Source organism: Streptomyces sp. 351MFTsu5.1, from assembly GCF_000383655.1.
Taxonomy (GTDB): Bacteria; Actinomycetota; Actinomycetes; order Streptomycetales; family Streptomycetaceae; genus Streptomyces; species Streptomyces griseorubiginosus.
The window spans coordinates 118,088-134,282 of record NZ_KB911784.1 but is presented as its reverse complement, the minus strand read 5'-3'; the positions used below and the strand labels follow the sequence as shown (position 1 = coordinate 134,282).

General features: G+C 71.6%; 16 protein-coding genes. 9 read left to right on the top strand and 7 right to left on the bottom strand.

What is annotated here, in order from left to right:
- The first annotated feature begins 2 nt into the window (after nt 1–2).
- The 3 genes from H295_RS0123465 (at nt 3) to H295_RS0123455 (ending at nt 3,995) form a co-directional block, all read left to right on the top strand.
- Nucleotides 3–266, top strand: a complete 264-nt coding sequence (locus tag H295_RS0123465; RefSeq protein ID WP_020137800.1) for a hypothetical protein — start codon at nt 3–5, stop codon at nt 264–266.
- A gap of 133 nt (nt 267–399) precedes the next feature.
- On the top strand, nt 400–2,022 hold the full coding sequence (locus tag H295_RS0123460) for a penicillin-binding transpeptidase domain-containing protein (protein WP_020137799.1): 1,623 nt from the start codon (nt 400–402) through the stop codon (nt 2,020–2,022).
- Nucleotides 2,023–2,330: 308 nt separating this feature from the next.
- Nucleotides 2,331–3,995 carry a penicillin-binding transpeptidase domain-containing protein gene (locus H295_RS0123455; protein ID WP_028809666.1) on the top strand — a complete coding sequence of 555 codons (1,665 nt, stop codon included), beginning with the start codon at nt 2,331–2,333 and terminating at the stop codon, nt 3,993–3,995.
- Nucleotides 3,996–4,025: 30 nt separating this feature from the next.
- On the opposite strand, the gene H295_RS0123450 is transcribed toward H295_RS0123455, so the two are convergent.
- On the bottom strand, nt 4,026–4,373 hold the full coding sequence (locus H295_RS0123450; protein ID WP_028809665.1) for an SsgA family sporulation/cell division regulator: 348 nt from the start codon (nt 4,371–4,373) through the stop codon (nt 4,026–4,028).
- A gap of 168 nt (nt 4,374–4,541) precedes the next feature.
- On the opposite strand from H295_RS0123450, the gene H295_RS0123445 reads away from it, so the two are divergent.
- The 6 genes from H295_RS0123445 to H295_RS0123420 all read left to right on the top strand — a co-directional run bounded on the left by H295_RS0123445 (nt 4,542) and on the right by H295_RS0123420 (nt 9,337).
- Nucleotides 4,542–5,585 (top strand): energy-coupling factor ABC transporter permease, encoded by a 1,044-nt coding sequence (locus H295_RS0123445; RefSeq protein WP_028809664.1) that lies wholly within the window; start codon nt 4,542–4,544, stop codon nt 5,583–5,585.
- A 1-nt stretch (nt 5,586) separates the two neighbouring features.
- Nucleotides 5,587–6,348, top strand: a complete 762-nt coding sequence (gene cbiQ / locus H295_RS0123440; protein ID WP_020137795.1) for a cobalt ECF transporter T component CbiQ — start codon at nt 5,587–5,589, stop codon at nt 6,346–6,348.
- A complete protein-coding gene (locus tag H295_RS0123435; protein ID WP_028809663.1) occupies nt 6,336–7,094 on the top strand; it encodes an energy-coupling factor ABC transporter ATP-binding protein in 759 nt (252 codons plus the stop codon). Before cbiQ ends, H295_RS0123435 begins: the two co-directional genes overlap by 13 nt.
- Nucleotides 7,091–7,552, top strand: a complete 462-nt coding sequence (locus H295_RS0123430; RefSeq protein ID WP_020137793.1) for a MarR family winged helix-turn-helix transcriptional regulator — start codon at nt 7,091–7,093, stop codon at nt 7,550–7,552. Before H295_RS0123435 ends, H295_RS0123430 begins: the two co-directional genes overlap by 4 nt.
- Nucleotides 7,553–7,695: 143 nt before the next feature.
- A complete protein-coding gene (locus H295_RS0123425) occupies nt 7,696–8,142 on the top strand; it encodes an organic hydroperoxide resistance protein (RefSeq protein WP_020137792.1) in 447 nt (148 codons plus the stop codon).
- Between the two features lie 34 nt (nt 8,143–8,176).
- Nucleotides 8,177–9,337, top strand: coding sequence for a serine hydrolase domain-containing protein (locus H295_RS0123420; RefSeq protein WP_020137791.1), 1,161 nt, complete (start codon nt 8,177–8,179; stop codon nt 9,335–9,337).
- A 3-nt stretch (nt 9,338–9,340) separates the two neighbouring features.
- Here the strand turns inward: H295_RS0123420 and H295_RS0123415 are convergent, their stop codons facing one another.
- From H295_RS0123415 to H295_RS0123390, 6 genes are all read right to left on the bottom strand, one after another.
- The gene (locus H295_RS0123415; RefSeq protein ID WP_020137790.1) at nt 9,341–9,616 is read right to left on the bottom strand and encodes a DUF1876 domain-containing protein; all 276 of its coding nucleotides are present in this window, start codon (nt 9,614–9,616) and stop codon (nt 9,341–9,343) included.
- 75 nt (nt 9,617–9,691) lie between these two features.
- Entirely contained in the window at nt 9,692–12,421 is a 2,730-nt protein-coding gene (locus tag H295_RS0123410; protein ID WP_020137789.1) for a bifunctional YncE family protein/alkaline phosphatase family protein, read from the bottom strand.
- A gap of 3 nt (nt 12,422–12,424) precedes the next feature.
- Nucleotides 12,425–13,771: an ABC transporter permease gene (locus H295_RS0123405; protein WP_020137788.1), complete on the bottom strand. Its 1,347-nt coding sequence runs from the start codon at nt 13,769–13,771 to the stop codon at nt 12,425–12,427.
- The gene (locus H295_RS0123400) at nt 13,768–14,691 is read right to left on the bottom strand and encodes an ABC transporter ATP-binding protein (RefSeq protein ID WP_020137787.1); all 924 of its coding nucleotides are present in this window, start codon (nt 14,689–14,691) and stop codon (nt 13,768–13,770) included. Before H295_RS0123400 ends, H295_RS0123405 begins: the two co-directional genes overlap by 4 nt.
- Nucleotides 14,692–14,858: 167 nt before the next feature.
- Nucleotides 14,859–15,704: a DMT family transporter gene (locus H295_RS0123395; RefSeq protein WP_020137786.1), complete on the bottom strand. Its 846-nt coding sequence runs from the start codon at nt 15,702–15,704 to the stop codon at nt 14,859–14,861.
- Nucleotides 15,701–16,195: a YbaK/EbsC family protein gene (locus tag H295_RS0123390; protein ID WP_028809662.1), complete on the bottom strand. Its 495-nt coding sequence runs from the start codon at nt 16,193–16,195 to the stop codon at nt 15,701–15,703. Before H295_RS0123390 ends, H295_RS0123395 begins: the two co-directional genes overlap by 4 nt.

The window sequence follows — 16,195 nt, the reverse complement described above, 5'->3', positions numbered from 1 at the left end:
AGATGGAGATCGTCGGTTGGGCGGGTGTGGCCCTCGGCACAATCCTGGTGTTGGCCGCCTTGTGCCCGTTGCCCGCGGGGGCGCAAGGACAGGTGGCCCGAGTGCGCCCGATCCTGGCAGCCATGGGGGTCACCGTCATCGGGAGCGAAGGCCAGGACCTCCAGTGGTCCGACCGTCTTCAAACGCCCCTTGCCGCCGCGGCCCTGGCCCTGTGGCTGGTTGCCGTCGTGAGGATCGTGTGGGTCCGTCGCAACAGGAGGGGATGATCCTGTCGCCGACCGTCGTTCACGTACGTGATTGAGCACCCGGGTCGAGGAATCAGAAAACTCTTACCCCTGGTGTCACACCTCCCGCTTAGGCTGCCCACAACAACGGGGAAAACGGGGAGGGGGCCACACCATGGCCAAGGGGGTGAAGGTCGCTGTCGTCAGCACGGTGTTCGCCGTGATGGTCGGCGGGGCCGGATACGGGGCGTACAACTTCGTGTCGGCGCTGAGCGACGACGGCAGCGGTGGCGTCGGGGACGCCAAGCGGAGCGGGCCGCCCAGCGCCGACGAGATCAAGGAGACCTCCCGGGACTTCTTCGCCGCCTGGGAGAAGGGCGACGCGGCGAGCGCCGCCGCGCTCACCAACAACAACACGACCGCCGAGACCCTGTTGACGGGCTACAAGGCGGACGCGCACATCGGCGACTTGAGGATCACCCCCGGCAGGGCGACCGGCGCCACCGTGCCGTACAGCGTCAGGGCGACCGTGTCGTTCGACGGCAAGTCGAAGCCGCTGACGTACAGCAGCAAGCTGACCGTCGTGCGCGGGGTGACCACCGGCAAGGCGCTCGTCGACTGGCAGCCCTCGGTGGTGTACCCGAAGCTCCAGCGGGACGACCGTCTCGTCACCGGTGACTCCGCGAGCCCGTCCATCGAGGCGGTGGACCGCGACGGCAAGGTGCTGACCAAGGAGAAGTACCCCTCCCTCGGCCCGGTCCTGGACGCCCTGCGGGAGAGATACGGCAGCGAGGCCGGCGGCACCCCGGGGATCGAGCTGGTCATCAAGCACCCGGACCAGACCCCCGACACCTCCCTGCTCACCCTCGCCGAAGGCAAGGCGGGCAAGGTGCGGACCACGATCAGCGCGACCGCGCAGGCCGCCGCCGAGAAGGCCGTGAAGCTGTACAAGCAGTCGTCGGTCGTCGCGGTCAAGCCCAGCACCGGCGAGGTGCTGGCCGTCGCCAACAACCGTACGGACGCCTTCAACGCGGCCTTCGAGGGCACCAAGGCCCCCGGCTCCACCATGAAGATCATCACCGCCGCGATGCTCATCGACAACGGCGTGACCTCGATGAACGGACCGGCGCCCTGTCCGGACAGTGCCGTGTGGCAGGGGCAGACCTTCAAGAACCTCACCACCATGAAGCCCAACGAGGGCGCCACGCTCGCCAACAGCTTCATGCGGTCCTGCAACACCGCCTTCATCAAGCTGATCGACGAGAAGCCGCTCACCGACGAGTCGCTGACCCTGGAGGCCCAGGACCGGTTCGGGATCGGCCAGGACTGGAAGACCGGCATCGTCTCCTTCGACGGCAAGGTCCCCGCGGTCAGCGGTCCGGACCGGGCGGCGAACGCGATAGGCCAGGGCCAGGTCCAGATGAACCCGCTGAACATGGCCTCGGTCACGGCCACCGCCATCACCGGCACCTTCCGCCAGCCCTACCTGGTCTCACCGAAGCTCGACGGCCGCGAACTGGCCACCGCCAAGGGGCTGCCGTACAACACCGCCTCCCAGTTGAAGCAGATGATGCGGATGACCGCGACCCAGGGCACGGCGGCCACGGCGATGGCGGGGCTGCACGGGGACTTCGGCGCGAAGACCGGGTCCGCGGAGGTCGACGGACAGCAGGTGTCCAACAGCTGGTTCACCGGCTTCCGCAACGACGTGTCGGCGGCGGCCATGACCGAGGAGGGCGGCCACGGCGGCGACGCGGCCGGCCCGATTGTCGCAGCTGTGCTACGAGCCGCAGGCTGACGTCACCCATGCGGGACAGGGACTCTAGTCTGTTGCAGTCGTTGAGGTGGGTGAGGGCCGGACCCTGGCGTCACATTCCCGTCGTCCGCCCGAAGGGCGGGCCCGGCGGCGTCTGGTACGTGTGATCGCAAGGCGCCGGCCGTCCTCGATGGGGGTGCCCCCGCGCGAGGTTGTTCGAGCGTGGGGGAGGAGCCACGTGGGCGGTTCGGCAACGCGGCGAGCGCGCGTGCCAGGCGTCGCCGGGCAGGCGGGAATGTGACGCCAGGGTCCAGAGGGGACCCTGGAACAGCGCGGAGGAAGCGTAGGTCGTGGGTAACAGAAGGCGCGTCGCCGAGCGACGGAAGACCAGGCCGGCCGTGGTCGCCGGGATGATCGCCGTGGTCGTCGGCGGCGCCGGCATCGGCGTCTACGCGCTGTACGGCAGCGGGGCCGCGGCCGACGACCGGACGCAGACCTCCGCGGCCGACCACAAGCCGAAGGTGAAGACCGGCCCGCTGTCGGCGGCCGAGGTCACTTCCACCGCGACCGCGTTCCTGACCTCCTGGCAGCAGGGCAAGGTGACCACGGCCGCCGCCGCGACCAGCGACAGCAAGGCCGCCACCGCCCTGCTCACCGGCTGGACCAAGGACGCCCACCTCACCGCCACGACCCTCACCCCCGGCCCCCGCACCGGCGACAAGGTGCCCTTCTCCGTGAAGACGACGGTGGCGTACAAGGGCCTCAGCAAGCCGCTGACGTACGGCAGTTCCCTGACCGTCGTCCGCGACGCCACCACCGGCAAGCCCCGGGTGCACTGGACCGCCTCGCTCGTGCACCCCGACCTGAAGGACGGGGACACCCTGGTCACCGGTGAGTCCGGGACCCCGCCGATCAAGGCGTTCGACCGGGACGGCGGTGAGCTCACCGCGGCCAAGTACCCGTCCCTCGGCACCGTGCTGGACGGGCTGCGCGACAAGTTCGGCAAGACGGCGGGCGGCAAGGCGGGCATCGAACTGCGGGTGATCCGCGCGAAGGACAGCAAGTCGTCCGACAAGACCCTGGCCGAGCTCAGCAAGGGCACCCCGGGCACCGTGAAGACCACCCTGAGCCCGACGCTCCAGGCGGCGGCCGAGCGGCAGGTCACGACGCAGGCGCGGTCCTCCGTCGTCGTCCTGCGCCCCTCGACCGGCGAGATCCTCGCGGTGGCCAACGCGGGCCACGGCTTCAACACCGCCTTCCAGGGCTCCCTCGCCCCCGGTTCCACGATGAAGGTCATCACCTCCTCGCTGCTGATCGAGAAGGACCTCGCGTCCCCGGACAAGCCGCACCCGTGCCCGAAGTACTTCACGTACGGCGGCTGGAAGTTCCAGAACGACGACAAGTTCGAGATCAAGGGCGGCACCTTCAAGGCGAGCTTCGCCCGCTCCTGCAACACCGCCTTCATCAGCCAGGCGGGCAAGCTGGACAACGACTCCCTGACCAAGCAGGCCCAGCAGGTCTTCGGTCTGTCCATGGACAACTGGGCGATCGGCGTCCCGTCCTTCGACGGCGCGGTGCCGGTGCAGAGCGCGGCCCAGAAGGCGGCCTCGCTGATCGGCCAGGGCGGGGTGCGGATGAACCCGCTGAACATGGCGTCGGTCGCGGCCACCGTCGAGTCGGGCACCTTCAAGCAGCCCTACCTGGTGTCCCCGAGCGTCGACCACCGCACGCTGGCCACCGCGTCGCGCACGATGTCCCCGGCCACGCTGTCGGCGCTGCGTGAGCTGATGTCGTACACGGCGGCCTACGGCACGGCGGCCGAGGCGATGTCCGGGGTCACCGGCAACGTCGGCGCGAAGACCGGCTCCGCGGAGGTCGACGGACAGAAGAAGCCCAACGGCTGGTTCACCGCCTACCGCGGTGACCTCGCGGCCGCGGGCGTCGCCCAGGCGGGCGGCCACGGCGGCGACACGGCGGGCCCGATCGTGGCGGCCCTGCTGAAGATCGGCGGCTAGCCGCGCACAGAGGCCAGCCGCGCACGAAGGCTAGCTGCGCACGGGGGCGGCGGCCATGTACGTCCGCCGCAGGAATCTGAGCAGCGCCTTCTGCTCGAACTGCACCACCGACACCCCGTGCGCCGAGTGGAACTCCAGCACGGCCTGGACCCGGCCGCACGGCCACACCCGCACCTCGCCGCTGCCGGCCGGTGCCCTGAGTCCCTGCTCCAGCAGGGCTCGCGAGAAGGTCCACTCGTCGGTGCCCGGCAGGCCGACGCGCACCGAACGCGGATCGGTGTCCGGGTCGTAGCGCAGGACGACGGGAATCGCCTCGTCCTCCGCGATGTCCACGTCCGAAACGATGTGGGCTCGCGCGTACTGTTCGACTACAGACATCGTGACGGGCCTCTCACGCTGCGTAACCTGTGCGGAAGCTGTGCATCCGTTCCCTCTCCAGCGTCGCACATTTCCCGGATTCCGCCCCCGGGACCGAAAGCCCGCGACTTGCTGTTCGTGGCACGACTCTCTTGCAAAGAGTTCGCAACAAGCCACTATCATCGAACGGTGCATGTGCCTGACGGATTCATAGACGCCCCCCTCTCGGCAGCGACCGGAGTCGTCGCCGCGGCCGCCGTCGCGGTGAGCCTGCGCGGCGCCCGGCGTGAACTCGACGAACGCACCGCGCCCCTGGCCGGCCTCGTCGCGGCGTTCATCTTCGCCGTGCAGATGCTGAACTTCCCGGTGGCCGCCGGAACCAGCGGCCACCTCCTCGGCGGGGCGCTGGCCGCGATCCTCGTCGGCCCGTACACCGGAGTCCTCTGCGTCTCGGTCGTCCTGCTCATGCAGGGCATCCTCTTCGCGGACGGCGGCCTGACCGCGCTCGGCGTGAACATCACCGACATGGCCGTGGTCACGACGGTCGTGGCCTACGCCGTCTTCCGCGGGCTGGTCAAGGTCCTTCCGCGCAGGCGCAGTTCGATCACCGCCGCCTCCTTCGTGGCCGCCGTGCTCTCCGTGCCCGCCGCGGCCGTCGCCTTCACCCTGATCTACGCGGCCGGCGGCACCACCGACGTCTCGATCGGCAAGGTCGCCACCGCGATGATCGGCGTCCACGTCCTCATCGGCATCGGCGAGGCGGCCATCACCGCGCTGACCGTGGGCGCCGTCGTCGCCGTACGCCCCGACCTGGTGTACGGCGCGCGGGGTCTCCAGCAGAAGCTGAAGCTGCGGGTCGGCGGCGAGCTGGTCGACGTACCGGACACCGCGCCCGTCGCCGCCGCCCGCTCCCCCCGCAAGGTCTGGATCACGGGCCTGGTGGCCTCCCTGGTCCTCGCCGGGTTCGTCAGCTTCTACGCCTCCGCCAGCCCCGACGGTCTGGAGAAGGTCGCCGCCGACCAGGGCATCGACGCGAAGACCGAGGAGCACGCCTCGGCGGACTCGCCGCTCGCCGACTACGGCGTGAAGGACGTCGAGGACGCCCGTCTGTCCGGGGGGCTTGCGGGCGTGATCGGCGTCGGCGTGACCGTGGTCGCGGGCACCGGGATCTTCTGGGCGGTCCGCAGGCGTCGCGGTGCCGACGTCTCGCCGGCGAGCACGAGCGGCGTCTGACGTGGGGGCGGGACACGCACACCGGCTGTACCGGTACGGGCACTCCCCCGTGCACGCCCTGCCGCCGCACACCAAGCTCGCGGCGGTGTTCGCCTTCGTGGTGGTCGTGGTCTCGACCCCGCGGGAGGCGATGTGGGCGTTCGGTCTGTACGCCGTCCTGCTGGGCGTCGTCGCCCGTCTCGCGCGCGTGCCCGCCGGGTTCCTGCTGAAGCGGCTGCTGATCGAGGTGCCGTTCGTGGCGTTCGCGGTGCTGATGCCGTTCGTCGCGGAGGGCGAGCGGGTCGAGGTGCTCGGGATGTCGTTGAGCGTGAGCGGCCTGTGGGGCGCGTGGAACGTCCTCGCCAAGGGCACGCTCGGCGTCGCCGCCTCGGTCCTGCTGGCGTCCACCACCGAACTGCGCGAACTCCTGCTGGGACTGCAACGGCTCAAGCTGCCGCCGCTCCTCGTCCAGATCGCGTCATTCATGATCCGCTACGGCGACGTCATCACCGACGAGATGCGGCGGATGCGGATCGCGCGCGAGTCACGGGGGTTCGAGGCGAGCGGCGTGAGGCACTGGGGCGTCCTAGCGAAGTCGGCGGGCGCCCTGTTCATCCGCTCCTACGAACGCGGCGAGCGGGTACACCTGGCCATGGTCAGCCGGGGGTACGCCGGCGCGATGCCGGTCATCGACGAGGTGACCGCGTCCCGGGCGCAGTGGTCGTACGCCCTCGCGCTCCCCGTGACCGCCCTCTTCGTCTGCGTGGTGGGATGGACCCTGTGACAGCCTCCCTGGAAGTGACCGGACTCGCCTTCGCCTATCCCGACGGGCACCAGGCCCTGTTCGGCGTGGACTTCTCGATCGCGCGCGGCGAGCGGGTCGCGCTGCTCGGGCCGAACGGCGCCGGCAAGACGACCCTCGTGCTGCACCTCAACGGCATCCTGGGCGGCGGGGTCGGCTCGGTGAAGGTCGCCGGACTGCCCGTGGACAAGAAGCACATGGCGGAGATCCGGCGCCGGGTCGGCATCGTCTTCCAGGACCCCGACGACCAGCTGTTCATGCCGACCGTGCGCGAGGACGTGGCGTTCGGGCCGGCGGCGGCCGGGCTGAAGGGGGACGAGCTGGAGGAGCGGGTGCGGACCGCGCTGGAGCGCGTCGGCATGGCGGAGTTCGCCCACCGGCCCCCGCACCACCTCTCCTTCGGGCAGCGGCGCCGGGTGGCCGTGGCGACCGTGCTCGCCATGGAGCCGGAGATCCTCGTCCTCGACGAGCCCTCCTCGAACCTCGACCCGGCCTCCCGCCGCGAACTCGCCGACATCCTGCGCTCGCTGGACGTGACGGTCCTGATGGTCACGCACGACCTGCCGTACGCGCTGGAGCTGTGCCCGCGCTCGCTGATCCTGAGCGAGGGCACCATCGCCGCGGACGGGAGGACCGGCGAACTCCTCACCGACGACGAGCTGATGCGGGCCCACCGGCTGGAGCTGCCCTTCGGATTCGATCCGCGGTCCGTGACAATGGGCGCGTGACGAACGCAGAGGACGCCGGATCACCGCTCCTTGACGACCAGTTGTGCTTCGCGCTGTACACGGCCCAGCGTGCGGTGACCGCCGCGTACCGGCCGCTCCTCGACGAGCTCGGGCTCACCTACCCGCAGTACCTGGTGCTGCTGGTGCTGTGGGAGCGCGGCGAGACGACGGTGAAGGAGCTCACGGGGGCCCTGCGCCTGGACTACGGCACGGTCTCGCCGTTGCTCAAGCGGCTGGAGGGCGCCGGGCTGGTCCGCCGGGAGCGGGCGGTGGACGACGAGCGCTCGGTCCGCGTGGCGTGCACGGGGCGTGCGGAGGAACTCCGGGAGCGCGCGGCTGCCGTACCGGGCGCCCTGCTCGCGGCCACGGAGCTCGACGGGGCGGAGGCCGAGCGGTTGCGCGGGGAGCTGTGGCGGCTCGCGGAACGGGCGGGCACGGCGGCGGCCCGCTCCCGCTGACCCCTCCCGCACGCCGACCCCGCGCACACTCCCCGACCTCGGGTTACCCGCGGTTGCCGCCCCCTGACGGCACCGCCCCTCCCTACCGGCCGGTATCTTGTGCACGATGTTCTTGTGCGCACCTGTTCTGGGGGGAGCCAGCCATGAGTGACGACACCGCCGTCGACACCCGCCCGACGAAGATCATGTACGTCGCCGAGGCCACCGCGCACGGCGGCCGTGACGGCTATGTCACCAGCCAGGACGGCCAGATCGAGCTGAAGGTCGCGATGCCGCCCGCGCTCGGCGGGGACGGCAACGGCACCAACCCTGAACAGCTGTTCGCCGCGGGCTACAGCTCCTGCTTCCACAACGCGCTGATCCTCGTCGGCAACCGCGCGGGCTACGACCTCACCGGCTCGACGGTCGCCGCGAAGGTCGGCATCGGCCCCAACAAGACCAAGGGCTACGGCCTCGCGGTCGCCCTCAGCGTCTCCCTGCCGGTCCTCGACGCGGACCTTGCGGCGAAGCTGGTGGACGCGGCCCACCAGGTCTGCCCGTACTCCAACGCGACCCGCGGGAACATCGACGTGACCATTCTGCTTGGCTGAGGGGGCAGCGAGCAGCAGTGGGAGGAGTGCGGACGTGGACGTGAACGGCACAGTCGCCGAGGGCTTCGAGCCGGTCAGGGACGCGTTCGCGCGGAACTTCGAGGCGCTCGGGGACCGGGGCGCGGCCCTCGCCGTGTACCGGGACGGGCGCAAGGTGGTCGACCTGTGGGCCGGCACCAAGGACGTCGACGGCACCGAGCCCTGGCGACCCGGCACCGCGCAGGTCGTGCGCTCGGCGACCAAGGGCGTCGCCGCCGCCGTACCCCTGCTGCTGCACCAGCGCGGGGAGCTGGACCTGGACGCGCCGGTGGCCGAGCACTGGCCCGAGTTCAAGGGGCACGGCAAGGAGCGGGTGCTGGTGCGGCATGTGCTGAACCACCGCGCCGGGCTGCCGGTGATCGACCGGCCGCTCACCCCCGAGGAGGCCCTCGACCCGCTGCGGGGCCCCGAGGCGGTGGCCGCCCAGGCGCCCGTCTGGGAACCCGGCACCGACCACGGGTACCACGCGCTGACGTACGGCTGGATGCTGGACGAGCTGGTGCGCCGGGTGACCGGGCTCGGCGCGGGCGAGTGGATCGCGCGGGAGATCGCCGGGCCGCTCGGGGCGGAGTTCTGGCTCGGGCTGCCGGAGGCGGAGGAAGCCGCGGGACGGGCCGGACGAGTCGGCCGTGTCGAGGCGCCGGAGCCGACCGGTGCTCTGCGCGCCCGGCCCAGGCGGTCGGTCACCGAGGCCTACCAGGACCCGGACTCCCTCACCCGGCGCGCCTTCGCCGCGATCACCCCGTTCCCCGACCAGAACGAACCGGCGTACCGGGCGAGCGCGTTGCCCGCGACCAACGGGATCGCGACCGCCGACGGGCTGGCGCGGATCTACGCGGCGCTGATCGGCGAGGTCGACGGGGTGCGCCTGTTCGACCCGGCCACGGTGGAACTCGCCCGGGCCGAGGAGTCGGCGGGACCGGACCGGGTGCTCGTCGTGAACACCCGGTTCGGCCTCGGCTACATGCTGCACGGCAGCGCCTCGCCGTTCCTCGGTGAGGGCTCGTTCGGGCATCCCGGCCGCGGGGGCTCCCTCGGTTTCGCCGACCCGGAGACCGGCATCGCCCTCGGCTATGTCACCAACGGCTTCCGCAAGACGGTGACGGCGGACCCGCGGGCGCAGGCGCTGGTCAGGGCGGTGCGGGCGGCCCTGTGACCGCTAGACGTTGATCGGGTGGGACGTCCGGCCCGACGCCTCGTCGATCTCGCCGTGCGCCTTGACGAGCAACTGCATCGCGAGTTCGTTCAGCGCCCGGGCACCGGCGACCTCCTCCCCCACCCGGGGCTGGTTGCTGTCCGTGTGGTGACGGGTGGCGTGCCCGTGCGTGCGTACCTCGGTGCCGTCCGGCAGCCGGACCATCGCCGCCGCCCGCGTGTGCTGGTCGTCCTCCTGGAACTCCAGCTCGATGTGCCACCCCACAGCGGTGTGTGTCATGACGATCGCCTCCGAAGCGTGTGTTTCCAGGGTGCTCCTCGGCGGGCGGCGGCGCACGGGGGTCAGCCTTCGGACTCAGCCGTCGGACTCCGCCGAGGGCAGGTAGGCGCCGGGGACGGCGTTCGGGGCGTAGACCTTCTTGTCGCCGGGATAGGGCTTGGTCCAGTCGTGGGTCTGGTACCAGGTGTAGCGGTTCATCTGCTCGTTGTTGGCGTAGTCCGGCACGGCGTGCGGGCCGGTCAGGCGCTGGTGCGAGGCCCAGCTCTTCCACTGTGCCGCGAGCGGCTGCTCGGCCTTCGGCACGGCGGCGGAGGTCGGCGCGGGCGCCGCGTCGGTGTCCTGCGCGGCCGGGGTGTCCGCGCCGCAGGAGGGCGCCGGGCTCACACCGAGGGTCAGCGAGGTGCGGTTGGGCACCGCGGTGAACGGGGTGGTGTCCGGCTTGGCGGTGAAGGCCCCGTACATCGGGGTGGCCGCGCTGTCCTTCTGGTTCATCGGGTGGATCCCGAGGATCTGCTCGATGGTGCGGATCATGGTGATCTGCGTGTAGTAGTGGCTGTCGACCGTGCCGTGCTGGGCGTACGGGCTGATGATCTGGACCGGGGCCCGGTGGCCGTCGACATGGTCGAGGCCGTTCTGGGAGTCGTCCTCGACGACGAAGATCGCCGAGTCCTTCCAGTACTTGCTGTGGGAGATCGCGTCGATCGTCCGGCCGACCGCGAGGTCGTTGTCGGCGACCTCGGCGGCCGCGTTGGCCGGTCCGCCGGTGTGGTCGTCGGAGTACCAGAACATGTTCAGGTTCGCGGGACCGTTCTTCTCGAAGTCCTGCTGCCAGATCTGCTCCTTGTAGATGTCCGGGACGTCGAGGTCGAACATCGGGAAGCCCTGCACGGAGACCTTGTTGAGCGAGGGGATCGCCGAGCCGGTCCGGATGGGGTACTGGGTCGGCGCCCCGGTCGCCGCCATGGTCTTCGTGTCGCAGTACAGGTTCTGCCAGGTCGCCCCGGCCGGCTTGGACTCCGTCGACTGGAACTCGCCGAAGTCCTTGACCGACTCGTCGGCCGCCTGCGCGCCGGTCCACAGGAACCCGGACTTCTGGTGGCCGAGGACGTCGTTCTCGGTGTCGTAACTGCGCGTGTACTCACCGGCGGAGGACTCGGTGTACTCCGGGTTGTCCGACTGCATCAGCCAGTTGTGGCCCTCGGCGGAGTTGGTGCCGATGTCGTAGAAGTTGTCGTAGAGGCCGAACTGCTGGGCGAGGGCGTGCTGGTTGGGGGTGACGTTCGCGCCGAAGGTGGTGAGCGCCGGGTCGCCGTCGCCCTGGGGCAGGTCGCCGTAGACCTGGTCGTAGGTGCGGTTCTCCTTGACCAGCAGGAAGACGTGCTTGATGGTCGAGGGGTCGCCGAGGCGGGCGGGGACGGGGACGGGCCTGGCGCTCCTGGCGTTCTTCGCCGTGCGGACCGAGCCCGGCGTCCAGCCGTTCTGCTGGAAGACCTTGGCCGTCTGGGCCCTGATGACGAGATCGCTCGGCAGCGTGAACTCGGTCAGGCTGGACGTGGTGTCGTGGGTGCCGTGGCCGGCGGCGGTGGTGGGGCGGCGGGCGTCGATGCCGCGGGTGTTGGAGACGACGATCTTCCCGCCGGCCGTGGTGATCTCGGCGGGGAAGTAGTCGGTGGGCAGGAGGCCCACGTAACCGGCCGGTTCCTGCGCGGACTTGTAGCGGTAGACGGCGACCGCGTTCGCGCGGCCCAGGGTCACCAGGAGACGGCCGTCGTCGGTGAGGGTCACCGCGTCGGGTTCGTAGCCGACCTTCGCCTCGGGCCAGGGCTGGGTGGCGATGGTCTGGACGACCCTGTCCTTGCGGGTGTCGATCACCGAGACGCTGTTGTCGGCGGTGTTGGTGACGAACACCGTGCCGTGCTTGGCGTAGACGGCGGTCGGGTGCAGACCGACCGTGATCGTGCCCACGGCGGCCGAGGGCCTGGCGGTGTCGATGACGCTGACCGTGCCGGTGGTCGAGGCGCCGGTGTCCGGGTTCGCGGGCACCTGGGTGCCGTAGGAGTTCATGGTGGTCTCGCCGGGCTTCGCCGGGCGGCCGCCCTCGTTGCTGACGTACAGCTTGCCGTCGACCAGGGCGATTCCGCGCGGGGCGGTGCCGACGGACCAGGTCCGCTCGACGGTGCCGGTCGCCGCGTCGAGGGCGACGACCGTGTTCTGCCCGTTGACCGCCGCGTACACGGTGGAGCCGTCGGGCGAGAAGACGGCCCCGCCCACCAGCGCCTGCTGGGAGCCGACAGCCGGGATCGGGACGGCCACCGGGTCGGAGAGCGTGCCGTCGGCGTTCACCGTGAACTTCGTGTAGCCGGTGGCCTGTCCGAGCCACAGCTGCTTGCCGTCGGGCGAGTAGACCGGGCCCTCCTGGCCGACGGCGACGCTGCCGATGCGCAGGTCGTCGGCCGCGTTGGCGCCGACCTTCTGCTTCACCTGACCGGTCGCCAGGTCCATGATGACCAGGGCCGCGTCGCCGTCGGTGACGGCTGCCGCGAGGTGGGTGCCGTCCGGGCTGACCGTGGACGACATGATCTTGCCGTCGTTGATGACGGTCCGGCTGCCGTACGGCCTGAGGTACTGGTCGCTGGAGATGACCTCGCCCCTGGCGGTGTCCTGCGCGACCTGCCGGGTGCCGAACTGGTAGGTCGAGGCGACCGCGGTGCCGGTGACGCCCAGGGCGACCGCGATGCCGGCCGCCACCAGCAGGGTCCGGCGTCCGGCCGGCTGCTTCTCCCTGATACGGCGCGTTACGTGCATGGCCTATCCCTTCGAGGTGGTGTCGAGCAGGTCGACGTTTCCGTCGAACTGCCACAGCGGGTTCGGGGCGTCCCCGGTCTCGGTCCGCACCAGGAAGTAGCCGTTGACTTCCTTCGGACCGTCCCCGTCGGCCACGTACCGGCCGTCCGATCCGACGTCGAGTTGGTAGATCGCGGTCCCCGCGACCGCGGTCCCGGGCAGGTGCCAGGTCACGACACACCGCCAGTCGTTGCCCGGGCCCTCCTGCGCGGCCTGTCCGTCGCTCTTGGTGCAGGCCGCCGAGGCCCGCAACTGAGCCTCGGTGACGGCGGGGCGGTGCAGTTGGCCGGTCTGCATCCGGTAGAGGTGGGCGAAGGCGGTGGCGAGGGAGCGCTGGACCTTGGCCTGCCGGATGCCGTCCGCCGGTACGGCCACGGCGATCACCGCGACGCTGAGGGCGAGGAGACCGGCGAGCGGGAGCAGCCCCGCGGTGAACGCGCGGCGCCCGGCACCGTCGTAGGCGAGGTTGGTGAAGTCCCGCCGCAGGAACAGCAGATACGCCAGCGCGGTGGCGAGCACCGCCCACAGCAGGGAGACGGCGACGCCGATCAGGAGCGGGGCGAGTTGGGCGGGACCGGTGAACAGGCCGTTCCAGGTCACGTAGGCGTTGCCGGGCAGGGCGAGACGGACGGCGACGGGCAGGGGCAGCATCTGTGCGACCGACATCGCGAGCGCGAGCAGCGGCGGCAGCAGGAGGCCCGTCGGGGAGCGGCCGAGGGCGACCGACCCGAGCAGGCCGATCGCGGCGAGGGCGAGGGTGGGGGCGAGGGCCGCGGTCCAGGCGAGGAGGACCTTCGCCGCCGCGTCGCCGGGTGCCAGGAGGTGTCCGTCGAGGCCGACCAGCGGCTGGTCGCCGACCGCGGTGAGGCCGCCGACCGTGCCGGAGACGGCCATGCCTGCCACCAGCAGCAGGACGACGGTGAGACTGGCCAGCGCCTTCGCGGCGAAGATCCGCCGCGGTGAGCGGGCCGCGACCAGCAGGTGCCGCCAGGTGCCGAGCCGGTCCTCGGCGGCGAACACGTCACCGGCGACCACCGAGGTCAGCAGCGGCAGCGCCCAGGTGCCCGCGAACCCGAGGATCACCAGCGGCCCGGCCCAGCCGGTGGCGTGCATCCAGCGGCCGAAGAGGGTGTCGGAGGGCAGGGTGCTCTGCTGCGACACCCCGGCGACGAAGAGCGCGGGCGCGATCCAGCAGGCGAGGAGCAGCAGCCGGACGCGCCACTGGGAGAGGAGCTTGCGCAGCTCGAAGCGGTAGACGCGGGAGACCGGGACAGCGGGGGCGGCGCTCTCCCGGATCGCGGTGGCCGTCATCCGTCCGCCTCCCGGGACGCGGTGAGCTCCAGGAAGGCCGCTTCCAACGGCGAGACCACGGGGGCCAGTTCACGCACCGCGATCCCCGACGTCACGAGCCGCGCGACGAGTTCGTCGAGGGCGGGCACCCGGGCGCGGACGACGAGCGGATCGCCGTCCTCCACCAACCTGACGCCGGCCGTGTCCGCGGCCAGCCGGCGCGCGGCCCGCGGGTCGGACGTCCGTACCCGGTAGTCGAGTTCACGGCTCTCCGTGGCCAGCTTGCCGAGCGGTCCGGAGAACACGACCCGGCCGGTGGCGAGGAGGGTGACCTCGGAGCAGAGCGCCTCCAGGTCGTCCATGCGGTGACTGGAGACCACGACACTCGTGCCGTTCGCGGCGAGCCGGTCGAGCACCCCGTGCACATGCCGTTTCCCGGCCGGGTCCAGGCCGTTGGCGGGTTCGTCGAGGACCAGCAGCCGGGGCCGGGTCAGCAGGGCGGCGGCGAGCCCGAGCCGCTGGCGCATGCCGAGGGAGAAGCCGCGGGCCCGTTCGTCGGCGACGGCGGTGAGTCCGACCTGGTCGAGCACGTCGTCGATGTCCGCGGTACGTTCCCGTCCGCCCCGGAGCCGGGCCAGCGCGGCGAGGTTCTGCCGGGCGGTGAGCGAGGGGTAGAGGCCGGGCCCGTCCACGAAACCGGCGACCGAGCCGGGGGCGGCGAACTCCCGCCCGACAGGGGACCCGAGGATCTCCAGGCGGCCGGCGTCGGCGACGGCCAGCCCCAGCAGCAGCCCGAGCAGGGTCGTCTTCCCGGCCCCGTTCGGCCCGACCAGGCCGTGGATCTGACCCTGTGTCACGTCCAGGTCGACGCCGTCGAGCGCGACGACGTCCCCGAACCCCTTGCTGATCCCACGGGCCCGGACCGCGTGCGGTGTGTCCATGAGTCCCCTCTTCCGGTTCCGGAGGGGACCCTAGGGACGGCACACGGCCGGACCGCGAACACCCGCCTGAACGCTCAGGGAACGAACCGTCAAGGCCTCGGCAAGGACGGCAAGGGAGGGCAAACGGGGAGCGGGCGGGACCCGGGCGGGACCCGGGCGAGGGAGACCTACCCGGTGTGCAGCATCAGCCCGATCCCCGCGACCAGCAGGCCCGCCGCGACGATCCTCGGCGCCCCGAACCGCTCCTTGAAGAAGACCGCGCCGATGGCCGCGCCGACGATGATCGAGGACTCGCGCAGGGCCGCGATCGGGGCGAGTTCCGCTTTCGTCTGGGCCCACAGGACCAGGCCGTACGCGGCCACGGAGAGGGCGGCGCCCAGGAGGCCGACGGGGGCGAACGGCCGGAGAACGGTGACGAACCGGCCGCGCCAACGGGTGAGCGCGTACGCCGGGATCACCACGCCCTGCACCGCCATCAGCCAGGCGATGTAGCCGAGGGAGGAGCCGGAGGCGCGCACGCCGAGTCCGTCGACGACCGTGTACACGGCGATGCTCAGCCCGGTCGCCAGCGCGGCGCCGATCGCCGCCCAGTCGGGCCGCCGCCCGCGCAGCCCCCACAGCGCGACCCCGGTGAGTCCCGCGCAGGACAGGGCGATCCCGGCGGCGGCCCAGCCGTCGGGCACCTCGTGGGCGAACAGGGCGGCGAGCACCGTGACGACCAGGGGCGCGGTGCCGCGCGCGATGGGATAGGCCTGCCCGAAGTCGCCGAGCCGGAAGGACTTCATCAGCAGTGCGTAGTAGGCGATGTGGACGCAGGAGGAGGTGAGGAGATACGGCCACGCCCCGGCCGCCGGGACCGCCGCGAAGGGGATGATCGCGAGCCCGATGAGCATGCCGCCGCCGGAGATCAGCGTGAACCCGACCAGCTTGTCGGTGATCCGGTGCGCGATGGCGTTCCAGCTGGCGTGCGTGACCGCGGCCAGGAGGACGGCCGCGGTGACGAGCGGGGTCACGAGGTCTGCTCGCGGACGTCCACGAGGGTGGCGCCGGCGTGGGCGACGAGGTCCTTGGGCGCGATGGGGAACACGGCGTGCGGATTGCCGGCCGCGGCCCACACGAGCTCGTGGTCGAGCAGCGCCCGGTCGGCGAGGACCCGGGTCCGCGTCCGGTGCCCGAACGGCGGCACACCTCCGATGGCGTATCCGGTCGTCTCCCGTACGACGTCGGCCTTGGCCCGGGTGACCTGGCCGGCACCGAGTTCCCGGCGCACCAGCTCGAGGTCGACCCGGGACGCCCCGTCCATCAGCACGAGCACCGGCACCCCGTCCGCCGCGAAGATCAGCGACTTGCAGATCTGGCCGAGCTCGCAGCCGACCGCCGCGGCGGCCTCGGCGGCGGTCCGGGTCGCGTCCGGGAAACGGCGGACCTGCGCGTTCAGCTCGTCGAGTCCCAGCTCCCTCAGTGCCTCGGCGAAACGGGGGTGGGCGGCGTCTGCGGTCGTCAT